The organism is Lentzea sp. NPDC058450 (genome assembly GCF_042721395.1).
Classification (GTDB): domain Bacteria; phylum Actinomycetota; class Actinomycetes; order Mycobacteriales; family Pseudonocardiaceae; genus Lentzea.
Map to the genome: position 1 here is coordinate 136,112 of NZ_JBHXLO010000024.1, position 20,428 is coordinate 156,539.

20 protein-coding genes are annotated in these 20,428 nt (G+C 70.1%); 14 read left to right on the top strand and 6 right to left on the bottom strand.

What is annotated here, in order from left to right; all coding sequences use genetic code 11:
* Positions 1 to 15 precede the first annotated feature (15 nt).
* The 3 genes from ACFWNN_RS31245 to ACFWNN_RS31255 all read left to right on the top strand — a co-directional run bounded on the left by ACFWNN_RS31245 (position 16) and on the right by ACFWNN_RS31255 (position 3,072).
* The gene (locus tag ACFWNN_RS31245) at positions 16 to 987 is read left to right on the top strand and encodes a glycosyltransferase family 4 protein (protein WP_382443516.1); all 972 of its coding nucleotides are present in this window, start codon (positions 16 to 18) and stop codon (positions 985 to 987) included.
* Between the two features lie 80 nt (positions 988 to 1,067).
* Positions 1,068 to 2,195 carry a glycosyltransferase family 4 protein gene (locus ACFWNN_RS31250; RefSeq protein ID WP_382443539.1) on the top strand — a complete coding sequence of 376 codons (1,128 nt, stop codon included), beginning with the start codon at positions 1,068 to 1,070 and terminating at the stop codon, positions 2,193 to 2,195.
* 25 nt (positions 2,196 to 2,220) lie between these two features.
* Positions 2,221 to 3,072, top strand: coding sequence for a glycosyltransferase family 2 protein (locus tag ACFWNN_RS31255; protein ID WP_382443517.1), 852 nt, complete (start codon positions 2,221 to 2,223; stop codon positions 3,070 to 3,072).
* A 24-nt stretch (positions 3,073 to 3,096) separates the two neighbouring features.
* Here ACFWNN_RS31255 and ACFWNN_RS31260 read toward each other — a convergent pair whose 3' ends face one another.
* Complete coding sequence (locus ACFWNN_RS31260; protein ID WP_382443518.1) at positions 3,097 to 3,492, bottom strand: hypothetical protein; 396 nt, start codon at positions 3,490 to 3,492, stop codon at positions 3,097 to 3,099.
* A 101-nt stretch (positions 3,493 to 3,593) separates the two neighbouring features.
* Here ACFWNN_RS31260 and ACFWNN_RS31265 point away from each other — a divergent pair, with 101 nt between their 5' ends.
* Both ACFWNN_RS31265 and ACFWNN_RS31270 read left to right on the top strand, forming a co-directional pair.
* Complete coding sequence (locus ACFWNN_RS31265) at positions 3,594 to 4,661, top strand: sugar phosphate nucleotidyltransferase (protein WP_382443519.1); 1,068 nt, start codon at positions 3,594 to 3,596, stop codon at positions 4,659 to 4,661.
* Positions 4,662 to 4,853: 192 nt separating this feature from the next.
* On the top strand, positions 4,854 to 5,696 hold the full coding sequence (locus tag ACFWNN_RS31270; RefSeq protein ID WP_382443520.1) for a DNA-3-methyladenine glycosylase family protein: 843 nt from the start codon (positions 4,854 to 4,856) through the stop codon (positions 5,694 to 5,696).
* Here ACFWNN_RS31270 and ACFWNN_RS31275 read toward each other — a convergent pair.
* Positions 5,693 to 6,220 carry an NUDIX hydrolase gene (locus ACFWNN_RS31275; protein WP_382443521.1) on the bottom strand — a complete coding sequence of 176 codons (528 nt, stop codon included), beginning with the start codon at positions 6,218 to 6,220 and terminating at the stop codon, positions 5,693 to 5,695. The genes ACFWNN_RS31270 and ACFWNN_RS31275 overlap by 4 nt on opposite strands.
* 113 nt (positions 6,221 to 6,333) lie before the next feature.
* Between ACFWNN_RS31275 and ACFWNN_RS31280 the strand changes: the two genes are divergently transcribed.
* Positions 6,334 to 7,542 (top strand): RNA-guided endonuclease InsQ/TnpB family protein, encoded by a 1,209-nt coding sequence (locus ACFWNN_RS31280; RefSeq protein WP_382443522.1) that lies wholly within the window; start codon positions 6,334 to 6,336, stop codon positions 7,540 to 7,542.
* 53 nt (positions 7,543 to 7,595) lie between these two features.
* On the opposite strand, the gene ACFWNN_RS31285 is transcribed toward ACFWNN_RS31280, so the two are convergent.
* Genes ACFWNN_RS31285 through ACFWNN_RS31295 form a run of 3 tightly spaced genes read right to left on the bottom strand, consistent with a single transcriptional unit; the run spans position 7,596 to position 10,653 of the window.
* Positions 7,596 to 8,918, bottom strand: coding sequence for a coenzyme F420-0:L-glutamate ligase (locus ACFWNN_RS31285; protein ID WP_382443523.1), 1,323 nt, complete (start codon positions 8,916 to 8,918; stop codon positions 7,596 to 7,598).
* On the bottom strand, positions 8,911 to 9,864 hold the full coding sequence (cofD, locus tag ACFWNN_RS31290) for a 2-phospho-L-lactate transferase (protein ID WP_382443524.1): 954 nt from the start codon (positions 9,862 to 9,864) through the stop codon (positions 8,911 to 8,913). The genes ACFWNN_RS31285 and cofD overlap by 8 nt, the downstream gene beginning before the upstream one ends.
* Before the next feature lie 33 nt (positions 9,865 to 9,897).
* Entirely contained in the window at positions 9,898 to 10,653 is a 756-nt protein-coding gene (locus tag ACFWNN_RS31295; RefSeq protein ID WP_382443525.1) for a site-2 protease family protein, read from the bottom strand.
* A gap of 245 nt (positions 10,654 to 10,898) precedes the next feature.
* On the opposite strand from ACFWNN_RS31295, the gene ACFWNN_RS31300 reads away from it, so the two are divergent.
* Together ACFWNN_RS31300 and ACFWNN_RS31305 are read left to right on the top strand one after the other, a co-directional pair.
* Positions 10,899 to 11,204 carry a WhiB family transcriptional regulator gene (locus ACFWNN_RS31300; protein ID WP_051784712.1) on the top strand — a complete coding sequence of 102 codons (306 nt, stop codon included), beginning with the start codon at positions 10,899 to 10,901 and terminating at the stop codon, positions 11,202 to 11,204.
* 31 nt (positions 11,205 to 11,235) lie between these two features.
* Positions 11,236 to 14,391 carry a glycosyltransferase gene (locus ACFWNN_RS31305; protein ID WP_382443526.1) on the top strand — a complete coding sequence of 1,052 codons (3,156 nt, stop codon included), beginning with the start codon at positions 11,236 to 11,238 and terminating at the stop codon, positions 14,389 to 14,391.
* A gap of 8 nt (positions 14,392 to 14,399) precedes the next feature.
* Here the strand turns inward: ACFWNN_RS31305 and ACFWNN_RS31310 are convergent, their stop codons facing one another.
* On the bottom strand, positions 14,400 to 14,843 hold the full coding sequence (locus ACFWNN_RS31310; RefSeq protein ID WP_382443527.1) for a metallopeptidase family protein: 444 nt from the start codon (positions 14,841 to 14,843) through the stop codon (positions 14,400 to 14,402).
* Positions 14,844 to 14,936: 93 nt separating this feature from the next.
* On the opposite strand from ACFWNN_RS31310, the gene ACFWNN_RS31315 reads away from it, so the two are divergent.
* From ACFWNN_RS31315 to ACFWNN_RS31340, 6 genes are all read left to right on the top strand, one after another.
* Positions 14,937 to 15,305, top strand: coding sequence for a DUF3499 domain-containing protein (locus ACFWNN_RS31315; RefSeq protein ID WP_285643984.1), 369 nt, complete (start codon positions 14,937 to 14,939; stop codon positions 15,303 to 15,305).
* A gap of 83 nt (positions 15,306 to 15,388) precedes the next feature.
* Positions 15,389 to 16,741 (top strand): phosphomannomutase/phosphoglucomutase, encoded by a 1,353-nt coding sequence (locus tag ACFWNN_RS31320; protein ID WP_382443528.1) that lies wholly within the window; start codon positions 15,389 to 15,391, stop codon positions 16,739 to 16,741.
* Positions 16,742 to 16,751: 10 nt separating this feature from the next.
* On the top strand, positions 16,752 to 16,952 hold the full coding sequence (locus ACFWNN_RS31325; RefSeq protein WP_285643981.1) for a Trm112 family protein: 201 nt from the start codon (positions 16,752 to 16,754) through the stop codon (positions 16,950 to 16,952).
* 5 nt (positions 16,953 to 16,957) lie between these two features.
* On the top strand, positions 16,958 to 18,022 hold the full coding sequence (locus ACFWNN_RS31330; protein WP_382443529.1) for a hypothetical protein: 1,065 nt from the start codon (positions 16,958 to 16,960) through the stop codon (positions 18,020 to 18,022).
* A gap of 19 nt (positions 18,023 to 18,041) precedes the next feature.
* Positions 18,042 to 19,256 (top strand): mannose-6-phosphate isomerase, class I, encoded by a 1,215-nt coding sequence (manA, locus tag ACFWNN_RS31335; protein ID WP_382443530.1) that lies wholly within the window; start codon positions 18,042 to 18,044, stop codon positions 19,254 to 19,256.
* A 41-nt stretch (positions 19,257 to 19,297) separates the two neighbouring features.
* Positions 19,298 to 20,221 carry a cation diffusion facilitator family transporter gene (locus ACFWNN_RS31340; protein WP_382443531.1) on the top strand — a complete coding sequence of 308 codons (924 nt, stop codon included), beginning with the start codon at positions 19,298 to 19,300 and terminating at the stop codon, positions 20,219 to 20,221.
* Positions 20,222 to 20,428: the final 207 nt, after the last annotated feature.

Consider the following 20,428-nt stretch of genomic DNA (forward strand, 5'->3'; position numbering starts at 1 on the left):
GAGACGGTACGCGACGTGCCCGAGCTAGTAGTGCTGACCGAGCAACTCAACGCGCCGGTCCCCGGCGGAACCGGCCGCTACACCGCCGAGCTGCTGGGCGCGTTGCGGGAGAACACCCCGGCGGGCTGGTCCGTGACGACCGCCGCCACCGCGAACGCCGACCGCGTGCTGCGGGTGCCGCGCCGGGCGCTGGTGGCGTTGTGGGAGCGCGGTCTCCCGCCACGGCTCGGCCCGCACGTGCACGCCCCGACGCCGCTCGCGCCGTTGCCCGGAGCCGTCGTCACCGTGCACGACGTGGTGCCGTGGACGCACCCGGAGACGTTGACGCCGCGCGGAGTCGCCTGGCACCGCAAGGTGATCGGGCGGGCGGCGCGGGAGGCCCGTGCGCTCGTCGTGCCGACGGAAGCCGTTGCGTCTCAACTGGATTCGTGCGTGCGCGTCGAGGTGCCGGTCGTGGTCGTGCCCAATGGTGTGACGCGGTTGGTCGGTTCGCCCGCGGACGACCTTCCCGCCGGATATGTGCTCGCCGTCGGAACCGTGGAGCCGCGCAAAGGTTTCGAAATGTTGGTGCGCGCGTGCGAAAGGCTGCGCGTGCCGCTGGTCGTGGTCGGTCCGCAGGGGTGGGGTGGCGTGGACCTCCGCGCGCCGCACGTGACGTTGCTGGGCAGGGTCTCGGACGCCAGACTCGCGTCGGTGCTGGCCGGGGCCACCTGCCTCGCCGCACCCAGTCTCGCGGAGGGTTTCGGCCTGCCGGTGCTGGAGGCGATGGCCGCCGGCGTTCCCGTTGTGCACTCGGACGATCCGGCACTGGTCGAGGTGGCGGGCGGCGCGGGCACGGTCGTGCGACGGGGAGACCTCGCGTCGTTGACGGAAGGGCTGCGGGCGGTGTTGGCTGATCCTCGTCACACGATCGAGGCCGGGATCACCCGCGCGAGTGAGTTCACCTGGGAAAAGACCGCGCTGAGTGTTTGGAGAGCACACGCTTGACTACCGGATTAGCGCATTCCCGTCAGACGCATTCGCAAATGACATTACGCTAGCTGACCGTGCCCACCGTCGAACTCAGCGTGCTGATCGACGCCACCGCGATCCCCGCAGACCGTGGTGGCGTAGGCCGTTACGTGGATTCGCTCGTCGCGGCTTTGGACGCCGACGGGGCCAAGCTCTCCGTCGTGTGTCAGCCGCGCGACGAAGACCTGTTCACCAAGATCGCGCCGAACGCCCGCGTGATCCGCGCCGCCGACGCCGTGGCCACCAGGACGGCCCGCCTGGCCTGGGAGCAGACCACGTTGCCGCGCCTGGTCCGCACGCTCGGCGTCGACGTCGTGCACTCCCCGCACTACACCCTGCCGCTGGCCGCCAAGGCCGCGTCCGTCGTCACGTTGCACGACGCCACCTTCTTCACCGACCCGGTGCTGCACTCGTCGGTGAAGGCCCGCTTCTTCCGCGCCTGGACGCGAGCCTCGTTGCGCCGCGCCGACCTCTGCGTCGTCCCGTCGCAGGCGACCGCCGACGAACTGGCCCGCGTGGCCGGCGCCGACCGCGGCGCCCTGCACATCGCCCAGCACGGCGTGGACACCGAACGCTTCCACCCGCCGTCACCGGACGAGGTCCTGGCGGTCCGCCGCGTGTTGTCCTTGGGCGACACCCCTTACGTCGCGTTCCTGGGCGCCCTCGAACCCCGCAAGAACGTCCCGGCCCTGATCCGCGGCTTCGCGCAGGCGATGGTGGGCCGCGCCGAACCACCGGCGCTGGTGCTGGCGGGCCAGCCGGGCTGGGACAGCCAGGTCGAGCGCGCCCTCGACTCCGTGCCGCACCGCATCCGCGTGATCCGCGCCGGCTACCTGCCGTTCGAACAGCTCGCGGGCTTCCTCGGCGGCGCCGAGCTCGTCGCCTACCCGTCCCTCGGTGAGGGCTTCGGCCTGCCGGTGCTGGAGGCGATGGCCTGCGGTGCCTGCGTGCTGACGACGCGCCGCCTGTCGCTGCCCGAGGTGGGCGGCGAGGCCGTGGCGTACTGCGGTGTGGGCGCCGGCGACATCGCGGCCGCGATCGCCGACCTCCTGGACGACCCGGCCCGCCGCGCGTCGCTCGCGAACTCCGGCCAGCAACGCGCCAAGGACTTCTCCTGGGCCGTCAGCGCGGATCGGCACCGCGAGGCCTACGAGCGGGCCGTGATGGTGCGTCGCCGGCGCTGACCGCGGCGGCGCTAGGGTGGCGCGCGTGAACTACGGCGATGGACTTGGTGTCGTGACGGTCACGTACTCGCCGGGCGAGACGCTGGCCCCCTTCGTGGACACCCTGGAGAAGGCCACCTCCCGTCCGGTGCAGGTGATCCTCGCCGACAACGGCTCCACCGACGGCGTGCCGGAGGCCCTGGCCGCGGAGCGGTCGAACGTGACCTTCCTGCCGACCGGCGGCAACCTGGGCTACGGCGGCGGCGCCAACCGCGGCGTCGAGGCCCTCGGCCAGGACGTCGGCTGGGTGCTGATCTCCAACCCCGACATCGAGTTCGCCCCCGGTTCCGTCGACGCGTTGATCGCCGCGGCCGCGCGGTGGCCCCGCGGCGGGATGTTCGGTCCGCTGATCCGCGAACCTTCCGGCGAGGTCTACCCGTCCGCGCGGCTGTTGCCGTCCCTCGGACGCGGGGTGGGGCACGCCCTGTTCGGTTCCGTGTGGAAGTCGAACCCCTGGACGCGGGCGTACCGGCAGGAGAAGGAACCCGTCGAGCGGACCGCCGGCTGGTTGTCCGGGTCCTGCTTCCTGATGCGGCGCGAGGCTTTCGACTCGGTGCGCGGGTTCGACGAGAAGTACTTCATGTACTTCGAGGACGTCGACCTCGGCGAACGCGTCAGCGCGGCCGGGTGGTTGAACGTCTACGTGCCGGACGCCGAGGTCATGCACATCGGCGGGCACTCGACGGCGAGCTCGTCCGACCGGATGCTGCGGGAGCACCACCGCAGCGCCTACCGGTACCTGGCCGACCGGCACGCCGGGGTGCTGTGGGCGCCGTTCCGCCTCGTGCTCAAGGCGGGGTTGACGTTGCGGGTGAAGATTCTCACGCGCAAGAAGTGATGTGAGCGGGCCCGCCGGGCCTGCTCACATGTCGCCGCTCAGCCTCTGCGAGAGCGTGTTCCGCTTCTGCTGGTGGTTCGACACGGTCGGAATCAGTCCTGGTTGCACGACCTGAGTGATCTCCGCGTCATCGGACGGCCCGTGCGGCCCCTGCTGCATCGGCGGCGCGGCCTGCGCGGGCATCGGCTGGGTCGGCATCGGCGGCGAGCCAGGACGCTGCTGCATGCCCATCTGGGCCGGCGCGAGGATCATGGTCGAGTCGGGGTCGCGGCGCGGGTCCACCGCGTTGACCAGCGCTCTGGGGATCTGCTGCGTGTCAGAGGAGTCCATCGGAGACGTCATGTTGTCCGGCGTCACGATGTTCCGCCCACGTGCACGGGCGCGGGCGAGCATGGCGTCGGCCCGGTCGCGTGGGTCCATGTCGGATTTAGCTCCTTGCCGGGACCAGATCCCATCTGACGATCTGCTTCGTGTCAGAGTATTCCGTCGAACGGCTCGCTGTAACGCGGAGGAGGAAAAAGGTGCACGGCGTCGAAGCTGTGGTGCTGGTCGGGGGCAAGGGCACCCGTCTTCGCCCGCTGACCCTGTCCGCTCCCAAGCCCATGCTCCCGACCGCGGGGGTGCCATTTCTGACGCACCTGCTCTCGCGGATCAAGGAGGCCGGCATCACCCACGTGGTGCTGGGTACCAGTTACAAGGCCGAGGTGTTCGAGGAGTACTTCGGGGACGGATCGAGGCTCGGGCTCGAGCTCGAGTACGTGGTGGAAGAGGTACCGCTGGACACGGCGGGCGCGATTCGCAACGTGGCGGACAAGCTGCGTGAGCCCGACGTGATGGTGTTCAACGGCGACATCCTGTCGGGCGTCGACCTCACGGGCATCGTGGACACGCACCGCAAGCACGAGGCGGACGTGACGCTGCACCTGGTGAAGGTGGCGGACCCGCGTGCGTTCGGCTGCGTGCCGACGGACGACGAGGGCCGCGTCCAGGCGTTTCTGGAGAAGACGGAGAACCCGCCGACGGACCAGATCAACGCCGGCTGCTACGTGTTCCGCCGCGAGGTGATCGACGCGATTCCCGCCGGCCGTCCGGTGTCGGTGGAGCGCGAGACGTTCCCCGGGCTGCTTGAGGCGGGCCGGCGGTTGCAGGGCCACGTGGACGCCACCTACTGGCTGGACCTCGGCAAGCCGGAGGCGTTCGTGCAGGGGTCCGCGGACCTCGTGCGCGGCGTCGCACCGTCGGCCGCGGTTGCACAGCCCGGCGACTACCTGGTGCTGGACGGTTCGTCCGTCCACGAAGGAGCAACGGTCAAGGGCGGCTCCGCGGTCGGTGCGAACTGCACGGTCGCGGACGGCGCGGTGCTCGACGGCGCGATCCTGTTCGACGGCGCTGTCGTGGGCGAGAACGCCGTCGTGGAACGTTCGATCGTGGGCGCCGGTGCGCTCGTGCAGGCCGGTGCGGTCCTGCGGGACGCCGTAGTGGGCGACTCCGCGGTGATCGGCGCGCGCTGCGAGCTGATCGGCGGAGCGCGGGTGTGGCCGGGTGTCGTGCTGCCCGAGGCCGGCGTGCGCTTCTCCACGGATGCCTAGTGGCGTGACACAAGACGTTGGCGGCGTATCCGCGCCCAGCAGGCCGTGTCGTGGCACCGCCCCCACGCCCCCGTACAACCAGTACGAGGGCGTGGGGGCGGCACCACGACACGCCCGTCTGAACACGAATACACCGGCAACGTCTTGAGCCACGCCACTAGCAGAACCTGGACTCCACCGTTCCCACTCGACTTGGGAGCGGTGCTCGGCACGTTGCGCCGCGGACCCGGCGATCCCTCCTTCAGTGCTGAAGGCGGCGTCTGGTTCGCGGCCAACACGCCGGGCGGCCCGGGAACCCTGCACATCACCAGGACGAACGGTGAGGTGCAGGCGGAAGCGTGGGGTGAGGGCGGGCCGTGGCTGCTCGACGGCCTGCCCGCCCTGCTCGGCGCGAACGACCCGGTGGACGAGTTCGTCGCCCACCACCCGATCATCGCGGAGGCCCGCCGGCAACGACCGGGCCTGCGGCTCGGTTCCGCCGGCCGCGTCTGGGACCTGCTGTTCGCCTCGATCCTGGAACAGAAGGTCACCGGCATGGAGGCCTTCCGGACGTGGCGCGAACTCGGCCGCAGGTTCGGTGAGAGCGCTCCCGGCCCGAGGCCGCTGAAGGTCCCGCCGACACCGCAACGGGTGCTGGCCCTCCAGGACTGGGAGTGGCACCAGTGCGGCCTCGACGGCGCGCGCAGAAGAACGCTGATCAACGTCGCGCAGGTCGCGCACCGCCTGGAAAAGGCAGCCGAGACGCGCAGCCGTGAGCTGCTCGAAAAGATCCCCGGCGTCGGCGTGTGGACGTCCGCCGAGGTCGCGCAACGGTCGTGGGGCGACCCGGACGCGGTGAGCGTCGGCGACTACCACGTCGCCAAGAACGTCACCTGGGCGCTGACCGGCACGCCCGGCGACGACGCCGCGATGATGGAGCTGCTGGCGCCGTACCAGCCGCAACGCCACCGCGCCGTCATGTACCTGGAGTCGGCGGGCATGCGGCGGCCGCGGCGAGCCCCGAGGTTCTCGCCGCGCGACTACCGCAGGTTCTAGCCCAGGCGCTGAAGCGCGCTCTCGATCAACGGGTGCAGGTCGTCCACGTTGTCCGGCAACGAGTCCAGCGGCCACCACTGCAGGTCGACGGACTCCGCCGACCGCACCGGCTGCGCGCCGACGGGCGCCCGCACCAGGAACCGCACGTCGAAGTGCCGCGTCGGCTTGCCCAGCGAGCACGTGATCGGGTGCACGTCGAGGTGGATCGGCGTCGGCTCGATCCGCAGCCCGCGCATGCCGGACTCCTCGGTGGCCTCGCGCAGCGCGGCGCCGGCCAGCGTCGAGTCCTCTGGCTCGCAGTGGCCGCCGAGCTGCAACCACCGGCCCACGCGCGGGTGCAGCGTCAGCAGCGCGTGCTCCGCGGTGGCGTCCAGCACCAGCGCGGACGCGGTGATGTGGCCGGGTTCGCAGGAGCGCATGCAGGCGTCCTCACGGGCCGCCAGGAAGCCCAGGTAGGCCTCCTTCAACGCGTCCTGGCCCGAGAACCGGCTCAGCGTCGAGACGGCGTCGGCGTGCAGTGTCACAAATGCCTCCGCTGGAAGGCCCAGCGCTCAGACTGGGAATGATCAAGCCCGTTTGGTCCGATTCGCGAAGAACGCGACTTTCGCGCTGGATTCTTCACGATACGTTCATTCGCATGCGAACGGCGTACAAGTGTCGGGCCTACCCGACTCCCGAGCAGGCGGCGGCGTTGAACCGCACGTTCGGCTGTGTGCGTCTGGTGTGGAACAAAACCTTGGGAGCGCGCAACCTTCGTCACCAACTTGAAGGCGTTCGCACGTCCTACCAGGAGACCGACGCTGCGCTGACTCAGTGGAAGCGGACAGAGGAACTGGCGTTTCTTTCCGAGGTTTCGTGCGTGCCGCTGCAGCAGACGCTGCGCCATCAGCACAGGGCGTTCCAGAACTTCTTCGGCAGGCGCGCTCGCTACCCGAGGTTCAAGTCCCGTACCGGCCGGCAGAGTGCGCACTACACACGTTCGGCGTTCCGTGTTCGCGATGGTGTCTTGACGCTGGCCAAGACCACTGCACCGCTGCGCTTCGTCTGGTCCTTTCGAGATGTCGACCTCTCCGGGCTCGATCCCACGATGGTCGTGATCTCCCGTGATCCGGATGGTCGTTGGTACGTGACGTTCGCCGTGGACGCTGCCCTGCCAACGCCGTCCGTGGGCGGCGTCGACGGTGTGGGAGTGGACCTCGGACTGATCGAGTTCATGGTCACCAGCGATGGTGAACGGGTTGCCAATCCCCGGCACTTGGCGCGCAAGGCTCGCAACCTCGTCCGCTACCAACGTCGGATGGCGCGGTGCCGACGAGACAGCAACAACCGTCGCAAGGCCAGGGCCAAGGTTGCTCGTGCCCACCGCAAGGTTCGTAACGCCCGTTCGAACTTTCTGCACCGTGTCACGACCCAGTTGGTGCGTTCCGCTCAGCTGATCGCGATTGAAGACCTCAACGTCGCGGGCATGCTCCGCAATCGCCGTTTGGCAGGCGCGATCTCCGACGTCGGCTGGGGTGAGTTTCGCAGGCAGCTCGAGTACAAGTGCGCACGTGCCGGTCGCGAGTTCGTGGTGATCGACCGCTGGTACCCGTCCACCAAGACCTGCTCTGACTGTGGCCATGTGCTTGCGGAGCTGCCCCTCTCCACCCGGCACTGGTCGTGCCCGGAGTGCCGTGCTCGGCATGATCGAGATTTCAACGCGGCGAAGAACATTCTTGCGGCTGGTCGAGCCGTAGCCCGAGGCGACTCGGGCGATGCCTGCGGAGCTGATGTCAGACGGCAAGGGTCCTCCTTTCCGCGATCGGCGATAAAACAGGAAACCCGTACCGCGAGGTGCAGCGCGTAAGTGCTACCTGCCACAAGCAGGTGGGAAGTCCCGTCAGTTGCGACGGGACGAAGTCAAAGCTCGATCAGCCCTTCCAGCGGTTCACGCGGCGTCAGCGGTTCGACCGGGTGCCCGACCGCGACGGCGCCGAGCGGCTCCCAGTCGTCCGGTACTCCCAGCACCGACCGCACCAGGTCCGCGCAGAAGATCGTCGACGACACCCAGCACGAGCCGAGCCCTTCGGCGGCGAGTGCCACCAGCAGGCCCTGCACGGCGGCGCCACCGGCGACCGTGAACATCGTCTTCTCGGCGTCCGCGCGCCGGTCGTCCGGGTAGCTGTGCGCGCCGTCGCGGACCAGGAACGGCACGACGATCTCCGGCGCCTCCACCAGCAGGTCGCCCCGGCGCACCCGGCGCGCGATCTGGTCGGGGGTGAACCCGTCGGCCCGCAGGTCGGTCTCCCACTGCGCACGCATGGCCGTCAGCAGCTCGTCCCGCTTCTCCCGCACCAGCACGAACCGCAACGGCTTCGTGTGGTGCGGCGCGGGCGCGGTCAGCGCCGCACCGACGGCGCGACGGACAGCAACGAGATCAACTGGCTCGTCCGAGTAGAACCGCACGGACTTGCGCATCAGCACGGCCTGCGAGCGGCCGAGCGCGAGCGCCTCCTCCGTGCCGAGGCTGAACAGGTCCTCCTCGACGGGCCGGTTCAGGTCGCGTGCCGTGGACCCGTCGTCCACCACGTCGAACCCGCGCAGCACCGCGACCGGCACCGCGCCGAGCTTGCCCTTCACCAGGTCCGCGGCCGCCGCGATCTCGTCCGCGACGGCGACCATCGTCACCGCGAGCTCGTTGCCGTGCTCGTCCACCGCGCCCGCGTAGTCGTGCAGCACGCGGATGCCGGACGCGCCGATCGCGGCGTCGGTCTGACCCATCCGCCAGGCACGGCCCATCGTGTCGGTGATCACCACGGCGACCTCGACGCCCAGCGACGCCTTCAACGCCGCGCGCAACGACGCCGCCGACCCGTCCGGGTCGACCGGCAGCAGCGCGATCTCGTCGCCCGCCACGTTCGACGCGTCGACCCCGGAGGCGGCCTGGACGATGCCGAGCTTGTTCTCGGTGATCAGCGTGCGCATCTTGCGGGCGAGCACCCGCACCGACTCCGCGTCGACGTGCTCGCGCCGGATCCGGTCCCGCTCCTCGGGGTCGGCCGGCACGCGGACCAGCCGTCCCTCTACTTTGGACAGCACCTTGGAGGTGACGACCAGCACGTCGCCGTCACGAAGCCAGGGTGCGGCCTGCGCGACAGAGCCGGCCAGGTCGTCGCCGGGGCGAAATTCCGGCAGACCCGTGACGGGCAGCAGCTCCAACGCCGCCGCGGCGTGGTCAGCCAACGTCGACTCCGGCGAGCTCCAGCGCGTCGCGGGCCATCTGCGCCGTGGTGTCCACATCGGACATCAGCAGCGGAACCGCGCGCACCGCGACACCGGGCACGTCCGCGCGGTCGCCGGTGTGCACCAGCCACGCGTCCAGGATGCCGTCCTCCGAGCACTTGCGGGAGCCGTAGAGCCGCCCGACCGCCTCGGCCGAGGTCTCCACGCCGATCGCGTCCAGGCAGGCGTCCGCCATGCCCCGCAACGGTTTCCCGCCGATGATCGGCGACAGGCCGACGACGCCGGCCTCGGTCTTGCGCAACGCGTCGCGCACGCCGGGGACGTTCAGGATCGTGCCGACGCTCACGACCGGGTTGGACGGCGCCAGGACCACGGCGTCGGCCTCGGCGATCGCGTCCAGCACGCCGGGACCGGCGGTGGCGGTCTCGGCGCCGACGAACGCGAACGACTGCGCGGGGATGCCGGCCCGGTGCTTCACCCACCACTCCTGGAAGTGGATGGCCTTCGTCTCACCGTCGAGGTCGACGACGACGTGCGTCTCGACCCGGTCGTCCGACATCGGCAGCAGCCGCACGCCGGGCTTCCAGCGGTCGCACAGCGCCTCCGTCACGGCGGAGAGCGGGTACCCGGCGCGCAGCATCTGGGTGCGGACGAGGTGGGTCGCGAGGTCCCGGTCGCCCAGGCCGAACCACGACGGTTCGGCCCCGTACGCGGCGAGCTCCTCCTTGACGGTCCACGACTCGTCCGCGCGGCCCCAGCCGCGTTCGGTGTCGATGCCCTCGCCCAGGGTGTACATGCAGGTGTCGAGGTCAGGGGTGATGCGCAGCCCGTGCATCCACACGTCGTCGCCGGTGTTGACCACCGCCGTGACGTCCGCTCCGAGTGCTTTGAGGCCCTGCAGGAACCTCGCGCCGCCGACCCCGCCGACCAGTGCTACGACCTTCACGCCCGCCCATGCTTCCACAGCGCCGGTTCGCCCTTACAGGTAGCGCCAGAACATGAAGGTCTCGTTGCCGGTGAACGCGTAGAACGGGTCGCCGCCGATGAGCTGGAAGACGTTCATCGACAGGCTGAAGAACACCGCACTGACCTCGGAGAAGGCGATCAGGACGGCGAACAGGACCAGGGCGCCCCACGGCCGGGCCTTCGCGCCGAACCGCTGCGCGCTGTAGGGCAGGAACGGCTCCAGCGCGCCCCAGCCGTCCAGGCCGGGCACCGGCAGGATGTTGAGGACGAACGCGAACACCTGCAACAAAGCCAGGTACGAAATCGCGGCGGCGAGCGCGGCGGGCGGCGAGAAGATCGCCACGACCAACGCCAGCAGCACGCCGATCACGAGGTTCGAAACCGGTCCCGCGAGTGAGACCAACGACTCGATCCGCTTGTTCCGCAGCGCGTGGTGGTTGATCCAGACAGCACCACCCGGAAGCGGGATTCCACCCATGACCAGCAGCACCAGCGGCAGCACGATGCTGAGCACGGGGTCCGTGTAACGGCGGATGTCGAGGGTCAGATAACCCTTGTCACGTACGGAAAAATCGCCGCCCTTGTACGCGACGGCGGCATGCCCGAACTCGTGCAGGCACAGCGTCACCGCCCACCCGGCGAGTACGAAGAGGATGGTGCCCGACTTGATCGCGACATTGCTCTCGAGCAGGGTGAGGGCCGCTCCGGCGACGACCGCCGCGAGCAGGCCGAGGAAGATGGGGCTGGGGCGAACCGCTGATCGCTTCACCCCTCCAGTGTGGCGTGTCCGATGACCCTGTGGGCCGTTCGGGAACGGGTTGCGACCCCTGAATCACCGTCTGTGCAGTCAGTCAAGGTTTTTGCGGCCATCTGCGCGAATATCCCCCGACGTGTGGACTCCGCTTGACCGCTCGCTGTGACGCAGGTGTAATCACATCGGTGTCATTCGTCGTTGTGGGAACGGCGTCTGGCGTCCGCCAACCGGGGAGAGCGGAAGGCGAGGAGGCGGACGAAATGCAGGAATTCGAAGAGCTCGAAGAAGATCACGTCACGCAGCCGGTCGTGCAGGGCGAGCTGTCGTACCTGTTCGACCCTGCCGACGAGCAGGACTGGCAGGAGCGCGCGCTCTGCGCACAGACGGATCCTGAGGCGTTCTTCCCTGAAAAGGGCGGTTCGACTCGGGAGGCCAAGCGCATCTGCCTGGGCTGCGAGGTTCGTTCGGAGTGCCTGGAGTACGCGCTCCAGCACGACGAACGCTTCGGCATCTGGGGCGGTCTCAGCGAACGAGAACGCCGCAAACTGAAGAAGAGAGCTGTCTAGAAGCGTGATCTTCTTGCCTTAACTTGGGGACGTGACAAGTCCTCACCCGAGGCTCCGGACAGCGCCGGTGCTGTGCGTCCTGGTCTGCCACGACGGCGACCAGTGGCTCAGCACGGCGCTGTCTGCCTTGCGGCGCCAGCGAATCCGTCCGCGGCACGTGATCGCGGTCGACACCGGATCGACCGACCGGACGGCGAAGGTGCTGGCCGAGGCGGAAGATCTGCTGGACGGGGTGCTCACCGCGCCGCGCGGCACGGGCTTCGGCACCGCCGTGCGCATCGCCGTCGAACACGCTGTTCAGCGGTGGGGTGATCCCGGCAAGTGGCTGTGGCTGCTGCACGACGACAGCGCGCCCGAACCCGACTGCCTCGTGTCGTTGCTGACCGCCGCCGAGGTGTCCCCGTCGGCCGCGGTGCTCGGTCCGCTGTGCCTCGATTGGGTGGATTCTCGGCTCGTCGTCGAGGCGGGTCTCTCGACGGATTCTTCAGGACATCGACAGACGGGTCTGTCCTCGGCGGAACATTCCGCATCGTTTCAGCAGAGCACCGAGGTTCTCGCCGTCTCGTCCGCCGGATCGTTGATCAAACGTGAGGTGTGGCACTCCCTCGGCGGTTACGACGAAGCGATGCCGTTGCTGCGCGACGATCTCGACTTCGGCTGGCGCGCTAATCGCTCAGGTCATTTGGTCCTGTGCGTACCTGTCGCACGCATGCGACATGCGCGCGCCGCAACTAAAGGCGCACGCCGTTTGGACGCGGCCATGGCACGGCCGGGTCCGTCATTTCGTGGCGTCGACCGGGCGCACGGCATGCGCACTTTCTTGGTCAATTGTTCAGCTTTCTCGTTCCTGGTGGGACTTCCGCGCCTGCTGATCTTGTCGCTGCTGCGCGCCCTGGGCTTCCTGTTCCTCCGGCGTTTCGCCGACGCACACGCCGAAGTCGGAGCGGCCCGCTACCTCCTGACGCGAGGCCGTCTGCTGGAGGGCCGGCGCGCCCGGCGCGGCTCTTCCGTGGTGCGCGGCCTCTTCACCAGCAGACTCACCCGCCTGCGCAACGCGGTGCGGGCCGGCGCGGCCTTCCTGATCCGCCGCCGGGTCGAAGCCGACGCGGCTCTGGGTCGTTTGCCCGCAACCGATTCCGGATCGACCTGGCTGGAACCGTCCGAAGTGGACTCTCGCCCGGTCGGCCCGTCCGCGCTGCCGGCCGGCGCGTCCCGCGGCCGCCCCCGCGTGGCGGGCCTGCGCCGCCCGCCCGTCGTCGTCTCCGTCGACGCCGCCCTGCCGGGTGCTCTGCGTCCATCGCCGCGCCCTCGCCCGTCGCCCGGCCCGCGCGGCGCTCCCGGCATGGTCTTCGTCGAGGTGGACCAGTCCCGCGTCCTGCGCTCGCTGCTGCTCGCGCCGCCGGTGCTGCTCCTCCTGGGGCTCTCGCTCGTCGCCGTGATCGCCAATTGGTCGCGGCTGGGGCTCGATCTGGCCGGTGGCCGTCTGCTGCCCGTCGGTTCGGCGGGAGAGGTCTGGTCGACCTACTTGGCGTCGTGGCACCCGGTGGCCGGCGGCACCGCGGCACCCGCGCCGGCGGCCCTGGCCATCCTCGGGCTGATCCCCGGTGGGCCGTCGTTCGCCGTCGCACTGTTGTTGCTCGGCGATATCCCCCTCGCCGCGTTGTCGGCCTACATCGCGTCACGCGGCTTGCGCGTACGACGTTCCGTGCGCGCGGTGGTGGCCGCCTTCTACGGCCTGCTCCCCGTCGCCACGACCGCCGTGTCCGAAGGTCGCCTGGACGTCGTCGTCGTGCACATCGTCACGCCGGTGGTGTTCGCCGGCGTCTTCGCCGTCCTGCGCGCGTCGTCGACCCACGCCTGGCTGCCGATGGCGTCCGGCACCGCCATCGGCGTCGCCGTGCTCGGCGCGTTCTCGCCGTTGACGCATGTCGTGATCATCGTGGGCGCCCTGGCCGGCTTCCTGGCCGTGACGGGCGGGGCTCGGCGGATCGCTGCCTTGTTCGCCATCGTGCTGCTGCCGATGGCGTTGCTCCTGCCGTGGCCCGCCGTGCTGCTGCAACACCCCGACATGGTGCTGAACGGCCTCGGCGCGGCCTACTCCTCGCCGCCACCCAACCTGATCGTGTGCTCCGTGTTCGTAGCGGCGGCGTTCGCTGCCGCTGTGCTGCGACCCAACGCGCTGATGCTGCCCGGCCTGATGGTGATCGTGCTGTCCATCGGCGCCCTCGCCGCCGTGGCCGCCGTCGGTGCCTGGCCCGGCACGCCCTTGGTCATCCTGGCATGGGGCCTCGTGTGCGTGGTGCTCGCCGGATGTCAGCGCGGCGTGCCACCCGGCATCGCTGCGCAGGCTCGGGTTCGTCGCGCCGTGTACGTCGTCGGCGTGGTGACGTTGGTCAGCCTCGGCGTGGCCGGGTTGCTCGACCTCCGGTCCGGGCCGTTGAAGGCGGACGGCGGGGTGGCGCTGAACCCGGCGTTGACCTCGGAGCTGGAGCGGACCGGTCGATCGGTGCTGATCCTCGGGTCGCCGGTGCGTCAGGTCGCCGGGCGGATGCCGGCATTCGGGGACGACGACCTGGTGCCGACCGTGTCCTCGCCCGCCCGGTTGCGGCGGTGGAACTCGGCGCTGCTGGACGGTGGGGCCGGCGCGAAGCTGGCCCTGGCGCAGGCCGCGTCGTCCGGGGTCTCGTTCGTGGTGCTGCCCTCGGACGACGCCGCGGCCAAGGTGCGCGGCGCGGTGGGGGAGCTGGTGTCCGAGGCGCCCCGGACCTCCGACGGACGGCCGGTGCTGCGGCTGAGGCTGGCCGCGGACACCGGGGTGTTGCTGGCGCCGGATCTGGCGCGGCGGGCGCGGACCGGTGGGGAGCCGCCGGACGCCCTGGGCGCCGACGGGGTGGCGCCGGTCAACGTGACGTTGCCGGACGTGGCGGTGAAGGTGTCACCCGGTGGTGAAGGACGGGTGCTCGTGCTCGCCGCCGAGGACGAACCCGGCTGGCGGGTGTACGTGGACGGGGTCGAGGTGCCGGTCGTGCGGGCCTGGGGTCACCTGGTCGGGGTGCCGCTGCCCGGCGACGGGGCGGAGGTGCGGGCGTCCCTGAGCACGACCCTGCGGGACTTCCTGCTGCTCGGCCAGGCGGCGGCCGCGTTGTTCACGCTGCTGACCGCGGTGCCCACCCGGAGGCGGGTGTGAGGGGCGTCTCAGCCCTCGTCGACGACGTCCGGGTCCAGGCCCAGGTAGTTCGCCACCTGCTCGATCAGCACGTCGTGCACCAGGTCGGCCAGGTCCGCGCCGTCCTTCGCCCGCGCCTCCAGCGGCCGCCGGTAGAGAACGATCCGGGCACGGTTGTCCGAGCCAGGAGGCAGCAACCGGGCCAGCGGGACGTTGCCGTCCTCGACGACGCCGTCCTCGCCCTCGACCTGGACCTCGGGCACGTCGTCCACGGCCACGTCGAGCTGGGTGAGTTCGGTGCGCCAGCGGGCCTCGATGGGCTCCAGGGCCTCGATGACCAGGGCGTCGAAGCGTTCCGCTCGCGACCGGGCCGCCGGCAGGGTGGCCGGGTAGAGCGGGCCGCGCAGGCCTCGGCCGTGCCGGTCGCGGTTGCGTCGGCGCGGCGAATTCTGCCGCTGGGAACCCCGTGCCATCACCACAACCCAGCAGCCTAGTTGTTCGCCCTGACGACTAAACACAGCGTGCCTCACACACAGCATCCCGTGGACGCGCTATCGTCCCCGATCGTGCGGAGCGTGAGACGGTGCTCGCGAACCGGGTGTGCTAACCCGGCTGTCGCCACGCTCACCTACGCCTATGCGGACTCCACCGCGGTCGTCGGGCCGCTAGCCACGTACTCCGAACCGCACAGTTACGACCTGTGCGAGGAGCACGCGCTGCGGCTCACCGCGCCACGCGGTTGGGAGGTCGTGAGGCACCAGGGTGAGTTCGCGGCGCCCGAGCCGAGCGTGGACGACCTGACGGCCCTGGCCGAGGCGGTGCGCGAGGCCGGGCGCGCTGACGTGTCCCCGAAACTTCCCGACGTGCCCGCGGGCAGCGCGGGCAGTCATCGGCGTGGTCACCTGCGGGTATTGCCCGATCCGCACGAGGACTGAGCGACCACACGCATCACTGATCTGCTCGCCGGTAGGCTGCCGACCAGAGGCCGTCAAGAGCGAGTTTCCTGGGAGTGTGCGGCGTGCGTGACCTGTCCGGCATCGTCAAGGCGTACGACATCCGTGGGGTGGTCGGCGAGCAGCTGGACGCCGGCCTGGTTCGTGACTTCGGCGCGGCCTTCGCCCGCCTCGTCGGCGGACCGACCATCGTCATCGGCCACGACATGCGCGACTCCTCGCCGGAGCTGTCCCGGGCGTTCGCCGCGGGCGCGCAGGCGCAGGGCGTGAACGTCATCAGCATCGGCCTGGCCAGCACGGACATGCTCTACTTCGCGTCCGGCAAGCTCGACCTGCCCGGCGCCATGTTCACCGCGAGCCACAACCCGGCGCAGTACAACGGCATCAAGCTGTGCCGCGCGGGCGCGTCGCCGGTGGGCCAGGACACCGGTCTCGGGCAGATCCGCAGCGACGCCGAGAACCAGGTCGCCGACGCCGAGGGCGTCACCGAGGGCACCTTCGAAGAGCGGAACATGCTCGCGGAGTACGCCGAGTACCTGAACCAACTGGTCAACCTCAAGGACATCCGCCCGCTCAAGATCGTGGTGGACGCGGGCAACGGCATGGGCGGCTACACCGTGCCGCAGGTCTTCGAGGGCCTGCCCATCGAAGTGATCCCCATGTACTTCGAGCTGGACGGCAGCTTCCCGAACCACGAGGCCAACCCGCTCGACCCCAAGAACATCGTCGACCTCCAGGCCCGCACCAAGGCCGAGGGTGCCGACGCCGGTGTCGCGTTCGACGGCGACGCGGACCGCTGCTTCGTCGTGGACGAGAACGGCGACCCGGTCAGCCCGTCCGCGATCACCGCGCTGGTGGCCGTGCGCGAGCTCGCCAAGGACCCCGGCGGCACGATCATCCACAACCTGATCACGTCGCACGCGGTGCCGGAGATCGTCAAGGAGCACGGCGGCAACCCCGTGCGCACGCGCGTGGGCCACTCGTTCATCAAGGAGGAGATGGCCAAGACCGGCGCCATCTTCGGCGGTGAGCACTCCGCGCACTACTACTTCCGCGACTTCTGGCGCGCCGACACCGGCATGCTGGCCGCGCTGCACGTGCTGGCCGCGCTGGGCGAGCAGGACGGCCCGCTGTCGAAGCTCACCGAGGTCTACAACCGCTACGCCGCCTCCGGCGAGATCAACTCGACCGTGGCCGACCAGGCCGGTCGCATCTCCGCCATCAAGGACGCGTACGGCTCCAAGGACGGCGTCACGATCGACGAGCTCGACGGTCTCACCGTGCAGCTGGCGGACGGGTCGTGGTTCAACCTGCGGGCCTCGAACACCGAGCCGCTGCTGCGCCTGAACGTCGAAGCCGCCACCCCCGAGGCCGTCGCCGCGCTCAGCGACGAGGTCCTCGCGATCGTGCGGGCCTGAGGAGAGAACCGTGGCCGTCAAGCTCGAAGAGCAGTTGCTGGAGATCCTCGCCTGCCCGTGCCCCGAGCACGCGCCGTTGCAGGTCGGGACGCCGAACGACCCCGAGGCGGACTTCCTGACGTGCACGTCGTGCGGCAGGTCGTTCCCGGTGCGCGACGGCATCCCGGTGCTGCTGCTGGACGAGGCGGTCGAGCCGCCGTCGGCTGGGTGACGTAGGTGCTCGACGACACGCTGCTCGACGACTCGAGCCGCCTCGCCGACGCCGACACGGGTGGCTGGCTGCGTGCCGCCGCACGGGCCGGTGCGCAGGTCCGTTCCACCGCCGAGGCCGCGGCCGAGGCGGGGGTGGAGCGGATCTTCGCCGAACGCCCGCGCGCGGTCGTGCTGGTCACCCGGCCCGGCCACGCGGTGGCGGTCGCCCAGGTCGTCCTGGCGTTGCTCGGTCCCGGTTGCTCGGTGCCGGTCGTGCTGGCCGACGAGGTGCCGCCGTGGGTCGGTGCCCTCGACGTGGTGCTCGCGCACACCGAGGACCCCGGTGACCGGGTCCTCGCCGAGTCGATCGACCGGGCCGTCCGCCGGGGCGCCCGCACGTTGCTGACGGCGCCGGACGCGGGTCCGGTCGCCGCCGCTGCCGCCGGTCGGGGTGTGCTGCTGCCGCCGCGCATCGACGTCCCGCCGGGCTTCAGCTTCCCGCGCGCGCTCGCCGCGTGGCTGCTGGTGCTGCACGCGCTCGGGCTGCTCAAGGTCGACGTCGACCTCATCGCCGACGAGCTCGACCGCGAGGCCGAGCGCGACCACCCGATGCACGAGTCGTTCGTGAACCCGGCGAAGTCGCTCGCGTTGCGCGTCGCCGACCGCACGCCGTTGCTGTGGGGCCTCGACGAGGTCGCCACGGCCGTGGGCGTGCACGGCGCGGGCGCGCTGGCGGCGTTCGCGGGTGTGGCCAGTGACGTCTGCGGGTACCCGCAGGCGCTGACCCGCCCGGTGTTGCACCGCCGCGCGGTGCAGGGAACCTCTGGTGCAGATCTCTTCGCGGACCCGGACGACGAACCGGGCAGCGGACTCGTGCGCGTGCTGTTGCTGGCCGTGCGCCAAGGCCCCGTGGCCGATGCTCTCCGGCACGCCGCCGAGGACACCCTGCCGGGAGCGGACGTGCTGGAGCCGGCCGTCGAGGTGGCGGGAGGCGACGCGGTCAGTGCCGCGCTGCTCGCCCTCCGGTTCGAACTGGCCGCGCTGTACCTCGGGCTCGCCGCCGGGACTCTCGGCGGCAACCCGTACTGATTTGGGAGCTGACTCAGAAGTGGACCTGCTGCACAACGCGGTCAGGCCGTACGCGTGGGGATCACGCACGGCCATCGCCGAGCTGCTCGGGAAGGAGGTGCCCGCACCCCATCCCGAGGCAGAGCTGTGGATGGGCGCCCATCCCGGCGACCCGTCCCGCGTCGTCGGCGCGGACGGCGCCGAGCGCTCGTTGCTCGAACTGCTGACGGCGGACCCCGACGGCCAGCTCGGCGCGCGTGTGGCCGAGAGGTGGGGCAGCAGGCTCCCGTTCCTGCTCAAGGTGCTCGCCGCCGAGGAGGCGCTGAGCCTGCAGGCGCACCCGTCGGCAGCCCAGGCGGCGGAGGGCTTCGCCGCCGAGGAAGCACGGCTCGTGCCGCACGACTCGCCGGTCCGCAACTACAAGGACCCGGCCGCCAAGCCGGAACTGATCTGCGCGCTGACCGAGTTCCACGCACTCGCAGGCTTCCGGGAGCCGGCCCGCACGGTGTCGTTGTTGCGCACCCTGGACGCGCCCGCGCTCGCCCCGTACACCGAGATGCTGGTCGCGCAGCCGGACTCGTCGGGCCTGCGCGCGTTGTTCACGATGCTGATCACGCTGCCGCAGACGTCGCTGTCGTCGTTGCTGCCGCAGGTGCTCGACGCGTGCGTGCTGCACGTGAAGGAGCACGGCGAGTTCGACATGGAGTGCCGCACGATCCTGGAGCTCGGCGAGTCGTACCCCGGCGACGCGGGCGTGCTCGCGGCGTTGCTGCTGAACCGGATCGTGCTCCAGCCGGGCGAGGCGATCCACCTGCCCGCCGGCAACCTCCACGCGTACCTGCGGGGAACGGGCATCGAAATCCTGGCGAACTCGGACAACGTCCTGCGCTGCGGCCTCACCCCGAAGCACGTCGACGTGCCCGAGCTCCTGCGCGTGCTCGACTTCACGTGCGGCGACATGGAGGTCATGCTGGGCGAGGAGGTCCAGCCGGGCGTCCGCGTCTACCGCACGCCCGCGCCGGAGTTCGAACTGTCCAGGTTGGACCTCGTGGGCGAGACCCGCCTGAACCACCACGGCCCGCAGATCATGATTTGCACCGCCGGAGCCGTGGTACTCACGAACGCGCGCGGTGAGGAACTGCGACTGTCCCGCGGCGAGTCCGTGTGGCTGCCCGCCTCGGACCCCGCCGTCCTGGTGAAACCGGATGGTGTCGAATCCGCTGAACTTTTCCGCGCGACGGCCGGAACAGACTAAGGTTCGGCCGGACAAACCGGACTGGTTGCAAGGAGACAGGCGTGTCAGCAGGGGGCGGGACCAAGGCGATCGTCGCGGCATTGGTGGCGAACGCCGGTATCGCGGTGGCCAAGTTCGTCGGATTCTTGATCACCGGCTCGTCGTCGATGCTGGCCGAGTCGGTGCACTCGGTGGCGGACACGTCGAACCAGGGCCTGCTGCTGCTGGGCCAGAAGACGGCACAGCGCCGGGCGACCAAGCTGCACCCGTTCGGCTACGGCCGCGACAGGTACTTCTGGTCGTTCGTCGTGGCCCTGATGCTCTTCAGCCTCGGCTCGGTCTTCGCGCTGTACGAGGGCATCCACAAGCTCCAGGCCCCCGAGGCCCTCTCCAACCCGCTCGTCGCGGTCGGCATCCTCGTCGTCGCGATCGGACTGGAGAGCTACAGCTTCGTCACCGCGATCAACGAGTCGAAGAAGATCAAGGGCGACGCCAGCTGGTGGGGCTTCATCCGCAACTCCCGCACGCCGGAACTGCCCGTCGTGCTGCTGGAGGACCTCGGCGCGCTCGTCGGCCTGGTGCTGGCCCTGCTCGGCGTCGGCCTGACGGTTGTCACCGGCGACCCGGTCTTCGACGCACTGGGCACCATCTCGATCGGTGTGCTGCTCGGGATCATCGCGGTGATCCTGATCATCGAGATGAAGTCGCTGCTGATCGGTGAGGGTGCTTCGGACGCCGATCTTGATGTGATCATCGATGAGTTGGCCGCTGGGAAGGTGCAGCGGGTCATCCACATCAAGACCCAGTACATCGGGCCGGAGGAGCTGCTGGTCGCGGCGAAGATCGCGTTGGAGCCTCGGTTGGCTTTGGACGAGGTGGCTCAGGCGATCAACGATGCTGAGCAGCGGGTGCGGAATCGGGTGCCGCACGCTCGGTTGATCTACTTGGAGCCGGATCTGGACCGGTCGACGGTCGTCAGTTCCTGACTTTGGCTTTTCTGGCCGCCTCGGAGCTTGCGCTCCGGGGCGGTTTTGTTTGGTCGCGTTTGGTGGGTGGTTGCGTTGGGGGCAAAGACAACCGCGGACGAGCTTGGGTTTCGTCATCGCCGCTGCGCGACGATAGAGATTGGGGCTTGACTTCGGGGCCCTTGCGAGGCGCTGATCGGCCGGAAAAGGCCGGGCTGAAAAGCGCCC

Excerpts from the sequence above, each read along its gene's own strand:
- ACFWNN_RS31260 (WP_382443518.1), bottom strand. The coding sequence starts at position 3,492 with ATGGACCCACGCGACCGGGCCGACGCCATGCTCGCCCGCGCCCGTGCA.
- ACFWNN_RS31280 (WP_382443522.1), top strand. The coding sequence starts at position 6,334 with ATGCGAACGGCGTACAAGTGTCGGGCCTACCCGACTCCCGAGCAGGCG.
- ACFWNN_RS31300 (WP_051784712.1), top strand. The coding sequence starts at position 10,899 with ATGCAGGAATTCGAAGAGCTCGAAGAAGATCACGTCACGCAGCCGGTC.
- ACFWNN_RS31310 (WP_382443527.1), bottom strand. The coding sequence starts at position 14,843 with ATGGCACGGGGTTCCCAGCGGCAGAATTCGCCGCGCCGACGCAACCGC.